The 13,613-nt window shown below is 58.8% G+C and carries 13 protein-coding genes; 9 read left to right on the forward strand and 4 right to left on the reverse strand.

What is annotated here, in order from left to right:
• Window positions 1-127: 127 nt before the first annotated feature.
• From icmH to tssJ, 3 genes are all read right to left on the reverse strand, one after another.
• Window positions 128-904, reverse strand: coding sequence for a type IVB secretion system protein IcmH/DotU (gene icmH, locus AC07RZ_RS09095; protein ID WP_494667715.1), 777 nt, complete (start codon window positions 902-904; stop codon window positions 128-130).
• Window positions 901-2,247, reverse strand: a complete 1,347-nt coding sequence (gene tssK / locus AC07RZ_RS09100) for a type VI secretion system baseplate subunit TssK (RefSeq protein ID WP_494667716.1) — start codon at window positions 2,245-2,247, stop codon at window positions 901-903. Before tssK ends, icmH begins: the two co-directional genes overlap by 4 nt.
• A 67-nt stretch (window positions 2,248-2,314) precedes the next feature.
• Window positions 2,315-2,914 carry a type VI secretion system lipoprotein TssJ gene (gene tssJ, locus AC07RZ_RS09105; RefSeq protein ID WP_144741016.1) on the reverse strand — a complete coding sequence of 200 codons (600 nt, stop codon included), beginning with the start codon at window positions 2,912-2,914 and terminating at the stop codon, window positions 2,315-2,317.
• Between the two features lie 369 nt (window positions 2,915-3,283).
• Between tssJ and AC07RZ_RS09110 the strand changes: the two genes are divergently transcribed.
• The 9 genes from AC07RZ_RS09110 (at window position 3,284) to AC07RZ_RS09150 (ending at window position 12,900) form a co-directional block, all read left to right on the forward strand.
• Window positions 3,284-3,766 carry a tetratricopeptide repeat protein gene (locus AC07RZ_RS09110; protein ID WP_494667717.1) on the forward strand — a complete coding sequence of 161 codons (483 nt, stop codon included), beginning with the start codon at window positions 3,284-3,286 and terminating at the stop codon, window positions 3,764-3,766.
• 66 nt (window positions 3,767-3,832) lie between these two features.
• Window positions 3,833-4,342 carry a type VI secretion system contractile sheath small subunit gene (gene tssB, locus AC07RZ_RS09115; RefSeq protein WP_014004068.1) on the forward strand — a complete coding sequence of 170 codons (510 nt, stop codon included), beginning with the start codon at window positions 3,833-3,835 and terminating at the stop codon, window positions 4,340-4,342.
• A gap of 1 nt (window position 4,343) precedes the next feature.
• Window positions 4,344-5,831, forward strand: coding sequence for a type VI secretion system contractile sheath large subunit (gene tssC, locus AC07RZ_RS09120; protein WP_092396092.1), 1,488 nt, complete (start codon window positions 4,344-4,346; stop codon window positions 5,829-5,831).
• Window positions 5,832-5,854: 23 nt separating this feature from the next.
• Window positions 5,855-6,346 (forward strand): Hcp family type VI secretion system effector, encoded by a 492-nt coding sequence (locus AC07RZ_RS09125; RefSeq protein WP_092396090.1) that lies wholly within the window; start codon window positions 5,855-5,857, stop codon window positions 6,344-6,346.
• Between the two features lie 62 nt (window positions 6,347-6,408).
• Window positions 6,409-6,900 (forward strand): type VI secretion system baseplate subunit TssE, encoded by a 492-nt coding sequence (gene tssE, locus AC07RZ_RS09130; protein ID WP_092396088.1) that lies wholly within the window; start codon window positions 6,409-6,411, stop codon window positions 6,898-6,900.
• A 1-nt stretch (window position 6,901) separates the two neighbouring features.
• On the forward strand, window positions 6,902-8,746 hold the full coding sequence (gene tssF / locus AC07RZ_RS09135; RefSeq protein WP_494667718.1) for a type VI secretion system baseplate subunit TssF: 1,845 nt from the start codon (window positions 6,902-6,904) through the stop codon (window positions 8,744-8,746).
• Entirely contained in the window at window positions 8,710-9,792 is a 1,083-nt protein-coding gene (tssG, locus tag AC07RZ_RS09140; protein ID WP_092396084.1) for a type VI secretion system baseplate subunit TssG, read from the forward strand. Before tssF ends, tssG begins: the two co-directional genes overlap by 37 nt.
• Before the next feature lie 24 nt (window positions 9,793-9,816).
• The gene (gene tssH, locus AC07RZ_RS09145) at window positions 9,817-12,519 is read left to right on the forward strand and encodes a type VI secretion system ATPase TssH (RefSeq protein WP_494667719.1); all 2,703 of its coding nucleotides are present in this window, start codon (window positions 9,817-9,819) and stop codon (window positions 12,517-12,519) included.
• A 12-nt stretch (window positions 12,520-12,531) separates the two neighbouring features.
• Window positions 12,532-12,900: a hypothetical protein gene (locus AC07RZ_RS09150; protein ID WP_494667720.1), complete on the forward strand. Its 369-nt coding sequence runs from the start codon at window positions 12,532-12,534 to the stop codon at window positions 12,898-12,900.
• A 230-nt stretch (window positions 12,901-13,130) separates the two neighbouring features.
• Here AC07RZ_RS09150 and AC07RZ_RS09155 read toward each other — a convergent pair whose 3' ends face one another.
• Window positions 13,131-13,613: a hypothetical protein gene (locus tag AC07RZ_RS09155; protein WP_494667721.1), complete on the reverse strand. Its 483-nt coding sequence runs from the start codon at window positions 13,611-13,613 to the stop codon at window positions 13,131-13,133.

Below are 13,613 nucleotides of genomic sequence, written 5' to 3' on the forward strand. Positions count from 1 at the left end.
GGCGCAGGATCCGATTGGTCTGGCGCCCGCCGATGAGGCTTTGCAGGCTCTGGAGTACGTTGCTCATGCCGTGTCCCAACGTGCCCGGAATGCCGGGCATTAAAGTGAATGCCTTAGGCAAATCCGATCAAGGCAGGGTAATGGTCAGGTAGGACGCGCGCGGCGCCAGCTTGACGATGTCGCTGTAGCCGCTGATGCTCGACGCGGTGGCGCGCGACAGCATGGTGTTCAGCGCAAAATAGCCGCCCAGTCCGATCAGGGCAAACACCGAACACAGCGCCCACAGCGGCACTTCATTGCGCAGCTTGTGGCTGACCTGGTCCGGCCGTTCCCAGTGCGGTGCGAAGCCGGCGCTCTTGCCTTTCATGCGCGCGATTTCGTCGCCCAGGCGGGCCGTCAGGTAGTTCAGTTTTTCCGGGCCTTCGATGATGTACTTGCCCTGGAAACCCAGCAGCAGGCACATATGGAACACTTCCAGCGCCTGCAGGTGCTGTGCGCCTTTAGCGCGCAAGTCTTCCAGGCGGGTAAAGAAGTGTTCGCCGGCGAGCTGGTCGCCGAACAGGATCAGCTGCAGCGGCCGGCGCGCCCAGGCATCGCGGATATTGAATTGCGAATGCAGGATGTTCTCGTCGACCGCCGCGCAAAATGCGTATTTTGCGGCGTGGACGTCTTCAGCCGATACATCCAGCTTCTTTGCGCCGCGCTCGAAATCGCTGAGGAAGCGCTGCATCTTCGACGTGAAGCCGGCTTCGTCGACAGGCGCACAGCGGTTCTTCAGCAAGAACAAGGCGTAGAAACCGTCGTACATCAGGTCGAGCAATGAATTGGCGGAACTGGTGTCCGCCGCTGCGTATTGGCCGGCGGCGCTGTCGCCGAGCAGGGAAGGGGCTGATGGTCTGTTCATGATGTAACCGCTAAGAGCTCAAGTTTAAGGTCGTTGATGCCGGATGGTACATAAATCGAGATCGACTGCGCCTGCAGCATGCGATCATACAGGGCCCCCTTGTTTTCCAAGGCGAAATAGTAGGTGTCCGGCCGCACCGGCAACGCCGCCGGCACTTGCGGCGAGTGCGACAGCTTGACGCCGGGCATGGCCGACAGGACGAATTTATCGACGTCGTCGGGTGCGCCGATCTTGAAGCGCAGCGGCACGATATCAACCAGTTCGATGGCCGGCATGCTGGCGTTGACCGCCAGGTAAAACGCGGTCTTGTCGTCGATCTTGCCGGAGTCGAGCATGCCGTGGTGATGGGAAGGCTTGTTCTCCGACAGGGCGATCGAAAAATAGCGCGAGGAAATCACGGTGTCCAGCAGCTCGCGGATGATGCTGTCGAGCTTGGCGAAACACGGTCCCGGATCCTGGTGCTGGTAGACCGGCAGGTCCGACAGCGCATAACTCTTGGAAAACGTCATCAGCGCGCCGGCCAGGCTCAGCAGCTGTTCGTACAGCCGTTCCGGATGAAACGCCGGATTGTGGAAATAGTGCGTCAGTCCGGCAAACGCCGAACTCGCGGTGTGCAGCAGCCAGAAGGAAGAGATATCGCCGGAACGGAATTCGATGACATTCTTGCTCGGTTCGCGATGGTGGCCGTACAGGGCGCTGACCTTGGCTTGCAGCGCATCCATCAGGCGCCGCAACTGGATATACAGCGCCGGTGCGCTGCGGATCGTCAGGCTCGGCGCGACGAAGCTCGGGTCGGGCTCGAAGCCGCCGGTCGAAATGCGGCGCAGCTTGATCAGCGGAAAACTGATCAGCGAGTCGCGCGGATCGAGTTCCGACACCAGGCGCACCGATTTCTTCAGGTAGGTCAGCTCGGCTTCCGCCGCTTGCGTGAACAAGTCCGGCGTGGCCGAGTTGTTCTGGGCGTAACGGGTCGAGTTGCTGGTCTGGCCCAGAGGCGAAAAATTGCCGCCGAAGCCTTTCATGTATGGCAGGGCCGCGTAGTAGGTAATGGTTTGCTGCGCATGCGGGATATCGCTCAGGTCGACCACTTCCGGCAGGTCGTCGTCTCCAGGCGCGTTATAGATCTCGCCGTCCTGGAAAATCACCGACAGCTCGGACAGCCGCAAGGTATTGTTGGCCAGCGCATCGCGGTCCAGCTGCACCGTCATCACGCCCCAGGCATACGGGTGCAAAGCGTTGGTGGTCTCATGCAGGCGGTTTTCGTGATAGCGGTCCTGCTGCTGGAAATGCTGGGGCCGTAAAAACAGGCCCTCGCCCCATAGAATTTTCGATGTTCGATTCACGTATTTACTCACATGTCATTTTATTCAAACCATCACGCACAATCCGCGTGGCGCTAGCTGGACCACGCTAGCCGCATGGGGCCGGGGTTAAAAGTTTAGTCGCGGCAGCTGTTTCCGCAACCGTGACGCCGGTGCCGACTGTCAGCGCACAGGCGTTCGCGCCGATGGTAATGCCTGATTTTTCAGCAGGCTCGGCCGGGAAAGTCATCTTCCAGCGTTGCGCCGCAGGTTTGCGGAACAAGGCCACGACACCGACAAAACCCGCTTCCCTGGTGACTTTTTCGCTGACTTCATAACGCTGTCCCGGCACCAGCGTTATTTCCTTGACTTCGAGCAGATCGGCGCCCAATACGTCTTTTTCTTTCTGCGGATTAGTAAATGTATCGTATGTTGCCTGTTGGAAAGCGCCATTTTGTCGTAACTTATATACTCTGGCGACCAGGGCAAGCGGCGTGCCGGAGCTGTCGGTATTCAAATTGCTGCCCGCATGCAGCTTGATCGCTATGGTACGGGGCGGTTTTTGCGCGTCGGGAACCTCTGGCTTGGTGATGCCCGACATCTCCAGTACAGAGCTGGCGACAGAGCCAAGTGCGGAAACGGCGCCTGCGGCGCAACCAGCCAGACTCAGTATTGCGGCCAGCGAAACTAAGAGAGATAAGGGGCGCATTAAAGTCGATCTTTATTTGGGTTGCAAAATTATCGGATAAATAATAAGGTCTCGGATAATATTTTTTTGATAATATTGTACAAAATAATAACAATCTCAGTTGTCGCCTAGACACATAGTATGGGTCTGGACTAAACTTGTTGCAATGGTGTAACCAAAGTTCACAAATTTTGATGTAGATTGGCAATATGATATCTGCATCTGCCGGGTTTTGTTAAGATTCGGCTATTTAAAAGTTGCCACATAGAAAGCGAGTTTACGATGAGTCAATGGAAAAGCAAAATTATCTACGGCGTGGCCTTGGCGTGTCTGGTAAGCGCCTGCGCAACCCCACCTGCGGTCGACCCCGCAGCAAAACTGGATTCTATAGTGGCTGAAGCCGACGCCGCACAAAAAGCCGGACAGACCGACAAGGCAGTCAAATTACTGAAAGACGCGACCGGCGCGTTTCCTGCAGACAAGACGCCATGGATACGCCTGGCGCAAATCCGTTTCGATGCGGAAAACTATGGCGACGCCATTTCGTATGCGCTGGAAGGCCTGCAGCGCGATCCGAAAGACAAGGTTGCCAACAGCATAGTCGCGGTAGGCGGCCTGCGGCTGTCGACCAAGGCTCTGAACGACCTGCGCACACAGAACGATTTGAACGGCAATGTCCGCAACGAAGCACAGGGACTGGCCAAGATCCTGCGTGAAAGCCTGGGCGAGACAGTGTTGGTGCCGCCCCGTCCAAAAGTAGTTGCACGCCCGGCGCCGGCAGCAGCGGCCGCCAAAAAAGGCGCTGTCGCAGCCAAACCGGGCTCGCCTGAGCCTAGCGGCGATGGCGCCAATCCATTCGGATCGTTGCAGTAACTCATATGATTCCTGATCCCGCCAGGCGGGATCGGGGCTTGATTATTCGGTATCAGCGGGGGTTTTATGGCTAAAAAAGAGAGTACTCAAAAACGTTTGCAGAAAGTCCGTCCACCACGGGTGCAAATGACCTACGACGTTGAAATCGGCGACGCCATCGAGCAAAAGGAATTGCCGTTCGTGATGGGCGTGATCGGCGATTTCAGCGGCAAGTCCGAGGTAGCCCAGACCAAGCTGAAGGACCGCAAGTTCGTCAACATCGACAACGACAACTTCGATGAAGTGATGAAAGGCGTCGAACCGAGAGCCGCTTTCCGCGTGCCGAACCACTTGAGCGACGCCGGCGGCGAGTTCGGGGTCGACCTGAAGTTCAAGTCGATCGACGATTTCCGTCCGGAAGCGGTAGTGCAGCAGATCGAGCCGCTCAAGCAGCTGCTCGAAGCCCGCACCAAACTGGCCGACCTGCGCAACAAGCTGGCCGGCAACGACAAGCTGGAAGATATCCTCAACGATGTGCTCAACAGCACCGAAAAGCTGGCGGCGTTAAGCAAGCAAACCAAGAAGCAAGGAGACTGAGATGTCCTTTCAGCATAATTCTGCGCCAGCCGCAGGAGCGGCCGTAGAAGAATCCGGCTTGCTCGACCAGATCGTGGAACAGAGCAAAGTCGCCAAGTCCGGCGCCGAGCACGACCGCGCCAAAGACATCATTTCAGAACTGGTGAACCAGGTCATGCAGGGCACCGTGGTGGTGTCGGCCAACCTGTCGGCCACCATCGACGCCCGCGTAGCCGAGCTGGACCGCCTGATTTCAGCCCAGGTCAGCGCCGTGATCCACGCGCCTGAATTCCAGAAACTGGAAAGCAGCTGGACCGGCCTGCATTACCTGGTGTTCAACTCGACTACCAGCCAGAACCTCAAGATCAAGGTCTTGAACGCTACCAAGCGGGAGCTGGTCAAGGATTTCCAGAGCGCCCTCGAGTTCGACCAGAGCGCGATCTTCAAGAAAGTCTACGAAGAAGAATTCGGCACGTTCGGCGGTGCGCCGTTCGGTTCCCTGATAGGCGATTTCGAAATCACCCGGCAGCCGGAAGACATGTATTTCGTCGAACAGATGTCGCATATCGCCGCGGCTGCCCATGCGCCGTTCATCAGCTCGGCCTCGCCTGAGCTGTTCGGCCTGGAAACCTACAGCGAACTCGGCAAGCCGCGCGACCTGGCCAAGGTGTTCGAGACCGTCGAATATGCCAAATGGAAGTCGTTCCGCGAATCGGAAGATTCCCGTTATGTCGGCCTGACCCTGCCGCGCTTCCTGGGCCGCCTGCCGTTCAATCCAAAAGACGGGCAGACAGTCGAAGGTTTCAACTTCGTGGAAGATGTCGACGGCACCGACCATTCCAAATACCTCTGGTGTAACGCAGCGTATGCCTTCGGCACCAAGCTGACCAAGGCGTTTGAAGATTTCGGCTGGTGCGCGGCAATCCGCGGCGTCGAAGGCGGCGGCCTGGTGGAAGACTTGCCGACCCATACCTTCAAGACCGACGAAGGCGAAGTCGCGCTCAAATGCCCGACCGAAATCGCCATTACCGACCGCCGCGAAAAAGAATTGAGCGACCTTGGCTTCATTTCGCTGGTGCATTGCAAGAACACCGACTATGCAGCCTTCTTCGGCGCCCAGTCGACGCAGAAAGCCAAGAAATACAATACCGATTCGGCCAACGCCAACTCCGTGCTGTCAGCCCAGCTGCAGTACATTTTTGCCGTATCGCGTATTGCGCATTACATGAAATCGATGATGCGCGACAAGATCGGCAGCTTTGCTTCGGCAGGCAACGTGGAAGATTTCCTCAACCGTTGGCTGACCCAGTATGTGCTGCTCGATGACAATGCCAGCCAGGAAGCCAAAGCGCAGTTTCCTTTGCGCGAAGCCTCGGTGCAGGTATCCGAAGTACCGGGTCGTCCGGGCGTCTACCGTGCAGTGTCGTTCCTGCGCCCGCACTTCCAGCTTGACGAACTTTCAGTTTCATTGCGCTTGGTTGCAGAATTACCGGCGTCAACCAAGTCTTAACTTAATTCACGAGGGATATCACCATGGCAATAGACGTTTATCTGCAAATCGACGGCATCAAGGGCGAGTCCACGGACAGCGCGCACAAAGACTGGATCGAGTGCAAATCGGTGCAGTGGGAAGTGCTGCAGCCGAAGTCGGCGACTGCATCGACCGGCGGCGGCCACACAGCCGAGCGCTGCGAGCACAAGGATATCGTGATCACCAAGATCGCTGACCTGGCTACACCGCTGCTGCTGCAAAACTGCTCGTCGGGCAAGACCATTCCGAAGGCCAAGTTCGAATTCCTGCGCGCCGACGGCAAGGGCGACCGCATCAAGTACTTCGAAATCGAACTGGTCAACCTGCTGATTTCGGATGTCACGCCATCGGTCCAGGAAGGCGACGTGCTGAGCGAAAGCGTCAGCCTGAAGTACTCCCAGGTCAAATGGAAGTACACACAGCAAAAGATCGGCGGCGGTTCGGGCGGCAACACTTCCGGCGGCTGGGATCTGTCGACCAACAAAATCGTGTAATTTTCCTGTATCGATAAAAGAGCCGCATGCTGCGGCTCTTTTTTTCTCTTGAATGGTAAGCGATGAAAGGTTTCACTCCCGGATTGTTTGATCGACTGATGGGCGGCGACGGCACGCCTGCGCAATCCGACCTGGTGGTGCGTTTGTCGATGGATGCCTTGAAAGACACGGTCGCGCGCGACCTGGAGGCCATGCTGAATACCCGCACCGTGATTCCCGAAGAATTGCTGAAGAATTTCCCCGAATGCAGCAAGTCGATCCTGACTTACGGCTTGAACGATTTTTCCGGCATGAGCCTGGCCAGCCTGGATGACCGCGCTTATATCTGCCAGTGCCTGGAGCAAGGCATTGCGCGCCACGAGCCGCGCCTGCGCAATGTCCGCGCCTCGCTCGAGCTGCGCGAAGGATCGATCAACCGCTTGAATTTTGCGATTGCAGCCATGCTGGTGGTGGGGCCGGCCAAGGAAGCCGTGAGCTTCGACGCCGTGCTGCAGCCCTCGACCTTGCAATACTCAATCAGCAGAGCACGCCGCGCGGCGCGGATGGACGGTTAACGTGGACGAACTACTTCCCTATTACGAGCGCGAGCTCGGTTTCCTGAGGCGCTATTCGCGCGAGTTTTCCGAGCGCTACCCGAAGATTGCCGGCCGCCTGCTGATGTCCGGCGAGGTATCGGAAGATCCGCACATCGAGCGCATGATCCAGTCGTTTGCGCTGATCAATGCCCGTACCTCGAAGCGGCTGGACGACGATTACCCCGAATTTACCGAAGCCCTGTTCGAGGTGCTGTATCCGCATTACCTGCGGCCGTTTCCATCCTGCTCGATCGCGCGCATGGACTACAGCGTCGCCGCCGCCCAGCTGACCACCGCCATGCCGGTGCCGCGCGGCACCGAACTGACGACGCGCCAGGTCAAGGGCGTGGCCTGCAAATTCAAGACAACCTATGAAGTCACGGTGGCGCCGGTGCTGCTGTCGCACGCGGTGTTCGATCCCATCATCGAACCGCCGGACGCCGTGCTGCTGCCGCCTACCGCCAGCTCGCGCATCGGCATCACCTTCGAGAGCACCGCGGAGCAAGCCGGTTTCGCCGAACTCGGCGTCAAGACCCTGCGCGTATTCATCGACGGCGAACCGTCGTTCTGCGCCGCCTTGCGCGATACCTTGTTCATGCGCACCCTGCGCGCCTACGTCGAAGTCGGCAAGAGCGGCCGGTGGCATGCGGTGAGCAAGATCCCGGTAACGCCGGTCGGTTTTGAAGAAGACGAATCGCTGATCGACTTTCCGGCGCGTTCGCATCCCGCCTACCGGCTGCTGACCGAGTATTTCTCCTATCCCGAGAAATTCAATTTCTTTGACGTCGATGTTGCTGAAATCACAAAGCTGCTGCCGGCCGGCTGCAAAAAATTCACCCTGCACCTGGTGCTGTCCGGACTGCGCGCCGATTCCAACACCGCGCGCATGCTCGGCACCTTGTCGACCAATAACCTGCTGCTAGGCTGCACCCCGGTCATCAACCTGTTCAAGCAGCGTGGCGATCCGATCCGCCTGACCCATACCAGCGCTTATTACCCGGTAGTGGGCGACTCGCGCCGCGCCTATGCCTATGAAGTGCACTCCATCGATTCGGTGCAGCTGGTGCGGCAAACGCCGGAAGGCGAATCGATTACCGAATTCCGCCCGTTCTATTCATTGCGCCACGGCGAAAGCGCGGACAAGGCAGGCCATTACTGGGCCATGCGGCGCGACGAAATGGTCGCGGCGCGCAGCCCTGGCTATGAAACCGAAATTTCCATCGTCGACATCGATTTCGACCCGGCCGCCATCGAAACCGACACCCTGAGCATCGAGCTGACCTGCTGCAACCGCAACCTGCCCGCCTCGCTGGCGTACGGCCTGGCCGGCGGCGACCTGTTCCTGGAAGGCGGCTCGCTGGTGAACGCCATCAGCTTCCTGAGGAAGCCTTCCGAACCTTGCCGTTTCGAGCGCGGCCGCGGCGCCCACTGGCGCCTGATTTCGCATCTGGCGCTGAACCACCTGTCGCTGGCCAAGGGCGGCCTGGAAGCCCTGCAGGAAACGTTGAGCCTGTATGATTTGCCGCGGTCGGCCATCTCGCAGCGCCAGATCGGCAGCGTGGTCGGCATCGAGCACAAAGCCGCCACCGCCTGGCTGCCGGGCAATCCGTTCGCCTCGCTGGTGCGCGGCATCGAGATCAAGGTGACACTGGACGAAGAAGGTTTCGTGGGCAGCGGCATCCATGTATTTGCCAATGTCCTGGATCGCTTCCTCGGCCTGTATGTGCATGCCAACAGCTTTACGCAATTGGTGATAGCTTCAAAACGAACAGGTGAGGAGATACTGCGATGCTTACCGCGCAGCGGAGATTCGAACCTAGCGTAATCCAGCGCCTGCTCGACAAGCCGCATCGTTTCCAGTTCTTCCAGGCGGTGATGATGCTGGAGCTGTGGCTGAAGCAGAACGGCGTCCCGCATGAGGAAGCGGTCAGCGATTTCCTGCGCTTCCAGAACACGGTGTCGCTGAACTTTCCGCCGAGCGAGATCGAAGCGCTGGAAGTTTCGCCCAAGCTGACCCGGCAATCGGTGGAAGAACTGCTGGAAGCGCTGCAGACCAACCAGCTCGACAACATCGCGCTGACGCCGGCGTTCATCGGTTTTTTAGGCAGCAACGGCACGCTGCCCAGCCACTACTCGGAGCGCATCGCTGCGCACCAGCTGTATGAAAAGGACCACGGCCCGCGCGCTTTCCTGGATGTTTTCTCGAACCGCAGCGTGGCCCTGTTTTTCAAGGCCTGGCGCAAGTACCGGCTGGAATTCAAGTACCAGGTCGACGGCAAGGACAGTTTCCTGCCGCTGCTGATGTCGCTCGCCGGCCTTGGCCACCGCACTTTGCGCGGCCGCATGTCGGAAGACGGCGCCGGCCTGCTGGACGAATCGATCGGGCATTTTGCCGCGGCCATCCGGCACCGGCCGCCGTCCGCGGCGTACATGCAGCGGGTCTTGCGCGAATATTTTTCGGTGCCGATCACGATCGAGCAGTTTGTCGGCCATTGGTACAACGTGCCGGTCGACCAGCAAACCGTACTGGGTTCGACCAACGCCCTGCTGGGCAGCGTGGCGATGGTGGGCGAACGGGTATGGCAGCGCGACCTGCGCATGCGCCTGAAAATCGGCCCGCTGGCCAAAAAGAAATTTGAAAGCTTTTTGCCCGGCGGCGCGGCTGCTGTCGGGCTGCAAAAAATACTGGCGATGTTTACCAGCGTCTTCCTGGAATATGAAATACAGCTGATCTTGCGCGCGGACCAGGTGCAAAGCGTCAGCCTCGGTTCCGACCCTGAAAGCGGGCGGCTGGGCTGGGATACCTTTGTCACCAGCAAACCGGAAGAAAACGACCGCACCGATGTCTGTTACGAAATTCACTCACTTTGACCATGCATGGATGGGAAGGCTTCAATGAGCATCAATCTCAAAACCTTAATCAGCAAACTGAACGACACCTCACGCCTGGCAGCGGAACGTGCAGCAAACATCTGCGTCGGCCGTGGCCAATATGAAGTGGATATCGAACATCTGTTCCTGGCCTTGCTGGAACAGCCCAAGAGCGACTTTGCGGTGATTGCGCGCAAATCCGGCATCAGCCTCGCTGCGCTGGAAAGCGACCTGCAGGGCGAAATCGACCGCTTCAAGAACGGCAACGCACGCACCCCGGTATTTTCGCCGCACCTGCCCAAGCTGTTTGAACACGCCTGGCTGATCGCCTCGCTGGACAACCAGTCGGGACGCATCCGCAGCGGCCATCTGCTGCTGGCGCTGCTGACCGAGCCGGACCTGGTGCAGCTGGCCTACCGTGGCTCCAAGCTGTTCATCAAGTTCAAACTGGACGACCTCAAGCACGACCTGGAAAAACTGACCGAAGGCTCGCAGGAAAGCGCAGCCGCGGACGGCGGCGGCGCCACGGCGGAAGACCAGGGCGGCGATCCGGTGCAGGACCTGACCGCCAAGGGCGAAGCTTCGAAAACCCCTTCGCTCGACAAATTCACCACCAACCTGACGCAGCGCGCGCGCGAAGGCAAGGTCGATCCGGTTATCGGCCGCGATACCGAAATCCGCCAGACCATCGACATCCTGATGCGGCGCCGGCAAAACAACCCGATCCTGACCGGCGAGGCCGGCGTCGGCAAGACCGCGGTGGTGGAAGGCCTGGCGCTGCGGATTGCGCAAAAAGACGTGCCCGACGTGCTGCAGGGCGTGGAACTGCACACCCTCGACATGGGCCTGCTGCAAGCCGGCGCCAGCGTCAAGGGCGAGTTTGAAAACCGCCTGAAAAGCGTGATCGACGAAGTCAAGAAAAGTTCGCACGCCATCATCCTGTTCATCGACGAAGCCCACACCATGATCGGCGCCGGCGGCCAGGCTGGCCAGAACGACGCCGCCAACCTGCTGAAACCGGCGCTGGCGCGCGGCGAACTGCGCACCATCGCCGCCACCACCTGGAGCGAATACAAGAAATACTTTGAGAAAGACGCCGCCCTGGCGCGTCGTTTCCAGGTAGTGAAGGTCGAGGAACCGAGCGAAGAACTGGCTTGCGCCATGCTGCGCGGCATGGCGCCGCTGATGGAAAAACACTTTGGCGTGCGCGTCTTCGACGAAGCCATCACCGAAGCAGTGCGGCTGTCGCATCGCTATATCAGCGGCCGCCAGCTGCCGGACAAGGCGATCAGCGTGCTCGACACGGCGTGCGCCAAGGTTGCGCTGGGCCAGAATGCCACGCCGGCCCTGATCGAAAACATCGTCAAGAAGCTGGACCGCCTGGTGGCCGAACTGAATTCGCTGGAACGCGAATCGAATGCCGGCGGCAAGCACGCTGAACGCTTGAAAGAATTGCGCGAATTGCAGACGAAACTGACTGCGGAGCTGGCCCTCCACAGCGCACGCTGGGAAAAGGAAAAAGCCCTGACCGACCGCATCAAGGCTGCCCGCACGGAACTCGAAGCAACGCCGGCGGCGGAACAGACCCCAGCCGACGATGCGGCCAAGCCTTCCAGGAAAGCAGCCAAGGACAGCAAGGAAGCGCAGGAACTGGCGAAACTGATCGAGGAATTGAAAACGCTGCAAGGCGAAACGCCGATGGTCCCGGTGCAGGTCGACGGCCTGGTGGTGGCGGAAATCGTCGCCAGCTGGACCGGCATCCCGCTCGGCAAGATGGTCAAGGATGAAATCAAGACCGTGATCAACCTCGGCGCCCTGCTGCATGAACGGGTGCTGGGCCAGTCGCACGCGATCGAAGCGGTGGCGCAGCGCGTGCGCACTTCACGCGCCAACCTGGACGATCCGAACAAACCCAAGGGCGTGTTCCTGTTCGTCGGCCCGTCCGGCGTCGGCAAGACCGAGACCGCGCTGGCGCTGGCCGACGTGCTGTACGGCGGCGAGCGCAAGCTGGTCACCATCAACATGAGCGAATACCAGGAAGCGCACAGCGTCTCCGGCCTGAAAGGCTCGCCGCCGGGTTATGTCGGCTACGGCGAAGGCGGCGTCCTGACCGAGGCGGTGCGGCGCAATCCGTACAGCGTGGTGCTGCTGGACGAGGTGGAGAAAGCCCACCCGGACGTGCTCGAACTGTTCTTCCAGGTGTTCGACAAGGGCGTGCTGGACGACGCCGAAGGCCGCGAAATCGACTTCAAGAACACCATCATCATCCTCACCAGCAATGTCGCCTCCAGCCTGATCATGCAAAGCTGCCTGAACAAGGCGGCGGCGGAACTGCCGAGCACCGACGACCTGGAGCAGGCGATCCGGCCGCAGCTGGTGAAAGCCTTCAAGCCGGCTTTCCTGGGGCGCCTGAAAGTCATTCCTTACTACCCGATTTCGGACGACGTGCTGGTTGAAATCATCAACCTCAAGTTGGGACGTATCCAGAAACGCATCGCCATCAACCACAAGGCCGAATTCAGCTATGACGAGCCGCTGGTCGAAGCGGTGCTGGCGCGCTGCACCGAAGTCGATTCCGGCGCCCGCAATGTCGACAATATCCTCAACGGCACGCTGTTGCCGGAAATTGCCGAAACCGTGCTGGCCAAGATGGCCGAAGGCGGCAGCATCGCCAAGATCAAGGTCACCGCCAACAAGCAGGGCCAATTCAAATACGCAATCAAATAGAACGGAGAAAACATGGATGCAGCAACCAAGCAGAAAATCCTGAAGCAGTGCTATTCGAAACGCTTCGACGAGAAATACAGCCGCAAATTCCAGTACCAGGACAAGGCCACCGATGTGCGCAACTACGTCAAGCTGACGCCGGCGGATATCGTTGATTTGCTGGATACGCCAGCCGCGGCTGCGCGCTCAGCGGCACGCAACCTGTTGCAGCTAATGCAAGGGCGACCTTGGTTACCGTCGGCGACGGCGCATGAGGGTGGAATTGGAGATCAGCGTGGGGTAGATAATAATCTGCACATCACGCTGAAGATCGGGAATACGAGCTATCACCTGCGCTGCAAGGAGCAGCCTACTTTGCATATTATCCAGATCACTGGTTAGCGACCTGCTCCCTCGCTGGCAAAGATGCTGTGCGGGGGTATTTGGCTACCGCGCCACCTAGAACTCATAGGTTACGGAACAACCAACGTGCAACACCGCGGTAATGCCGGGGCAGTATTGATTTGGGGCGCGGCGAGAATCTGTGCTGTGCAAATCTTAATTGAGTGTGCATTTGCTGATGAAGCGTCACCCTTCTACGACATCTCTGACGTCCTTTACCTTGCTCATTGCTATTCGCAGATGAAAGCGAGAGCCTGTTCTACGCTGTCGAAACTCTGATCCAATAACTCCTGCTCATCTGAGTCTTGCATCAAAGACACGATCGCGGCCTTGTTCGCCTGAGACCAGACGATCGTGATCTTGTAGTCCATATCTCTCATCAAGTGCCATCGCAACATAGAGACCCAAGACAACAGCTCGTCCCCCGATCTGTAGTCGAGTCCTGCCAGATTCACCACGATGCCGTGGCCTGGGCTTGGAGGCCACAGGACGGCCTGTGCCACACACCAGCGTATCAAGGGCGCGCAGTTTCTTGCCATCTCATTCAGGCAATTTCCACGCTCCCAGTATGGCCCCAGAAACGACACCACGACGGCCTTCTTGTTCGTGAGGGTATGACGAACGCGATGCGTGTCATGACGCACGTCGTAGGTATCCAGCCATTCGGAGAGAGAGTTCTGGAGATACGCGGTGCTCAGTCCTTCAATGCTCAT

Source organism: Collimonas sp. GW821-FHT07E08, assembly GCF_059418905.1.

Excerpts from the sequence above, each read along its gene's own strand:
- AC07RZ_RS09125 (WP_092396090.1), top strand. The coding sequence starts at position 5,855 with ATGGCAATAGACGTTTATCTGCAAATCGACGGCATCAAGGGCGAGTCC.
- tssG (WP_092396084.1), top strand. The coding sequence starts at position 8,710 with ATGCTTACCGCGCAGCGGAGATTCGAACCTAGCGTAATCCAGCGCCTG.
- tssB (WP_014004068.1), top strand. The coding sequence starts at position 3,833 with ATGGCTAAAAAAGAGAGTACTCAAAAACGTTTGCAGAAAGTCCGTCCA.
- tssJ (WP_144741016.1), bottom strand. The coding sequence starts at position 2,914 with ATGCGCCCCTTATCTCTCTTAGTTTCGCTGGCCGCAATACTGAGTCTG.
- icmH (WP_494667715.1), bottom strand. The coding sequence starts at position 904 with ATGAACAGACCATCAGCCCCTTCCCTGCTCGGCGACAGCGCCGCCGGC.
- tssH (WP_494667719.1), top strand. The coding sequence starts at position 9,817 with ATGAGCATCAATCTCAAAACCTTAATCAGCAAACTGAACGACACCTCA.
- tssE (WP_092396088.1), top strand. The coding sequence starts at position 6,409 with ATGAAAGGTTTCACTCCCGGATTGTTTGATCGACTGATGGGCGGCGAC.
- AC07RZ_RS09150 (WP_494667720.1), top strand. The coding sequence starts at position 12,532 with ATGGATGCAGCAACCAAGCAGAAAATCCTGAAGCAGTGCTATTCGAAA.
- AC07RZ_RS09155 (WP_494667721.1), bottom strand. The coding sequence starts at position 13,613 with ATGAGCATTGAAGGACTGAGCACCGCGTATCTCCAGAACTCTCTCTCC.
- tssC (WP_092396092.1), top strand. The coding sequence starts at position 4,344 with ATGTCCTTTCAGCATAATTCTGCGCCAGCCGCAGGAGCGGCCGTAGAA.